4 protein-coding genes are annotated in these 2439 nt (G+C 70.1%); all 4 read right to left on the bottom strand.

What is annotated here, in order from left to right; translation table 11 throughout:
* Nucleotides 1-280: ATP-binding cassette domain-containing protein (locus AC30N0_RS14755; protein ID WP_489518662.1), on the bottom strand; the 280-nt coding region annotated here is incomplete at its 3' end.
* On the bottom strand, nucleotides 280-948 hold the full coding sequence (locus tag AC30N0_RS14760; RefSeq protein ID WP_489518663.1) for an amino acid ABC transporter permease: 669 nt from the start codon (nucleotides 946-948) through the stop codon (nucleotides 280-282). The genes AC30N0_RS14755 and AC30N0_RS14760, both read right to left, overlap by 1 nt.
* A gap of 1 nt (nucleotide 949) precedes the next feature.
* Nucleotides 950-1630 (bottom strand): amino acid ABC transporter permease, encoded by a 681-nt coding sequence (locus AC30N0_RS14765; protein WP_489518664.1) that lies wholly within the window; start codon nucleotides 1628-1630, stop codon nucleotides 950-952.
* Nucleotides 1631-1654: 24 nt separating this feature from the next.
* A partial coding sequence (locus AC30N0_RS14770; protein ID WP_489518665.1) for a transporter substrate-binding domain-containing protein occupies nucleotides 1655-2439 on the bottom strand: 785 nt, incomplete at its 5' end.

Raw genomic sequence — 2439 nt, forward strand, 5'->3', positions numbered from 1 at the left:
CGTAGGCGCGGCGTTCGGGGTCGCCCCTGCCGGCCGCGGCACGGCCGATCGCCTGGCCGCCGAGCTCGACCACCCCGGCGCTCGGCAGCTCCATGAAGTTGAGGCAGCGCAGCAGCGTGCTCTTGCCCGAGCCGGAGGCGCCGAGGATGGCGATGCGGTCGCCGGCCGTGACCTCGAGGTCGACGCCGCGCAGCACCTCGTTGCTGCCGAAGTGCTTGCGCAGGCCGCGCACGCGCAGCAGCGGACCAGGCGAAGGAGAAGTCGGCTCGGCAGGCACCATCACGCGTCCGACCGGCCGAGCCGGCGTTCCAGCGCGTACGTGAGCTGCACGAGCGGGAACAGGCACAGGAAGAAGACCACGGCGAGCACGGTGTAGGTCTCGATCGGGTTGAAGTTCAGCGAGGCGAGGAGCTTGCCCTGCTGCAGCAGCTCGACGTAGGCCACCGCCGAGGCGAGCGTCGTCATCTTGAAGATCTCGATGCCGCGGTTGGTGAGCGCGGGCAGCATGCGGCGCACGGCCTGCGGCAGGATGACGCGGCGCATCGCCTGGGCCTGCGTCATGCCGATGGCGCGCGCCGCCTCGGCCTGGCCGCGGTCGATCGACTCGATGCCGCCGCGGAAGATCTCGCCCGAGAACGCCGCCGAGTTCAGCGAGATGCCGAGCGCGGCCGCGGTGAGCGGGCTGATCTGGAACGGCATCAGGATCGGCAGCGCGTAGTAGAACCAGAAGATCTGCACCAGCACCGGCGTGTTGCGGAAGAACTCGACGAAGGCCGTTGCCGGCAGGTAGGTCCAGCGCGACTTCGATTGACGGGCCAGGCCGACGAGCACGCCGGCGCCCATCCCGAGCACGCTGCAGATCGCGAACAAGCGCAGCGTGCCGAGCGCGCCGACGCCGAGGACGTCGAGGTTCTCGAAGACGGTGGCGAAGTTCCAGCGGTAGTCCATGTCAGTGCCGCGCCAGGCCTTCGCCGCTCGTGGCGAGGCGCCGCTCGAGCTGTCCCACGAGGCCGCTCACGGCATAGATCACGACGAAGTAGATCAGCGCCGTGACCGTGAAGACCTCGAGCGGCCGGAAGGTCTTCTGCGCCACCTCGTTGGTCTGGAACAGCAGGTCGGCGTACGAGACGATCGCCACCAGCGTCGTCGTCTTCATCAGCTCGATGGCGCGCTCGAGAAAGGCCGGGATCATGCGCTTGACGGCCTGCGGCAGGACGACGCGGCGCATCACCTGGCGCGGCGCCATGCCGAGCGCCCGCGCCGCCTCCCACTGGCCGCGCTCCACGGAGACGATGCCGCCACGGAAGACCTCGGCGAAGAAGGCCGCCGACTGGATCGAGAACGTCAGCACCGCCGCGATGTAGGGCGTCATCTCGACCTTGAACAGGATCGGCAGCGCGAAGAAGAACCAGAACAGCTGCACCAGCGGCGGCGTGGTGCGGAAGACCTCGATCACCGCGCCCGCCGGCCAGCGCAGCAGGCGGTTCGGCGAGAGCCGCATCAGCGCCAGCACCAGGCCGAGCGGGACGCCGAAGGCGAGCGCCGCGCCCGTGACCTTCAGCGTGTTGAGCAGGCCGAGCGCCAGCAGGTCGGCGTTCGCCCACACCGGGGCGAAGTTCCACTCGTGCATGGCGGGGCGAGAGGCGCGCGGCGGTCAGGACTTGCCGAGCATTTCCTTCATCACCGGCGGCGAGGCCTTGGGGTCGAGGCCGAAGCCGACCAGGAACTCCTCGTACCACTTCTGCGTCTGCCCGCTGGCGTAGAACTTCGCGATCTCCTTGTCGACCCACTCGACGAAGGCCTTGTCGTCCTTGCGCACGGCGACGCTCGAGGCCTGCGACTGCGCCGGCGTCGGCACGACGATCTTGCCGGCGCCGAGGCGCTGCCGCGCCGCCAGCAGCGGCGGGTGGAACAGGCAGACGGCGTCGGCCCGGCCGGCCTGGAAGGCGGCGATCGCCTCGGCGTTGCCGGGGAAGCGCGAGATCGTCGCCTTGGCCACGTTCTCGCTCAGGAACTTGTCCATGCTGCTGGCCTGCGGCACGGCGATGCGCACCGAAGGCTGGTTCAGGTCGGCCCAGGCCTTCACCGGCAGGTCGTCGCGGGCCAGCACCGCGAGCGAGTACCAGAGCAGCGGCGTCTTCGGGAAGTCGACCGCCTGGGCCCGCTCCGGCGTCGCGTCCATCATCGACATCATGTCGATGCGGTTGCCCTGCAGCGCAGCGACCGCCGTGCCCCAGGTCACCTCGACCGGCTCGAACTTGACGCCGAGCTCGGCCGCCATGGCCTTGCCGAGCGACACGCCCACTCCTGCCGCCCAGTCCCCGGACTTCGGATCCTTCGTGAACCACGGCGGCGCCTGCGTCACGCCGACGCGCAGGCTGCCGCGCTGCTTGACCTGGGCCAGCGTGTCGTTGGCAGCCTGGGCCCAGGCGACGGGTG

The organism is Rhizobacter sp. (assembly GCF_031412495.1).
In the GTDB taxonomy this organism is placed as follows: Bacteria; Pseudomonadota; Gammaproteobacteria; order Burkholderiales; family Burkholderiaceae_C; genus Schlegelella_A.

What these genes read in the sequence shown, in the direction of transcription:
- AC30N0_RS14760 (WP_489518663.1), bottom strand. Translation starts at nt 948, where the DNA reads ATGGACTACCGCTGGAACTTCGCCACCGTCTTCGAGAACCTCGACGTC.
- AC30N0_RS14765 (WP_489518664.1), bottom strand. Translation starts at nt 1,630, where the DNA reads ATGCACGAGTGGAACTTCGCCCCGGTGTGGGCGAACGCCGACCTGCTG.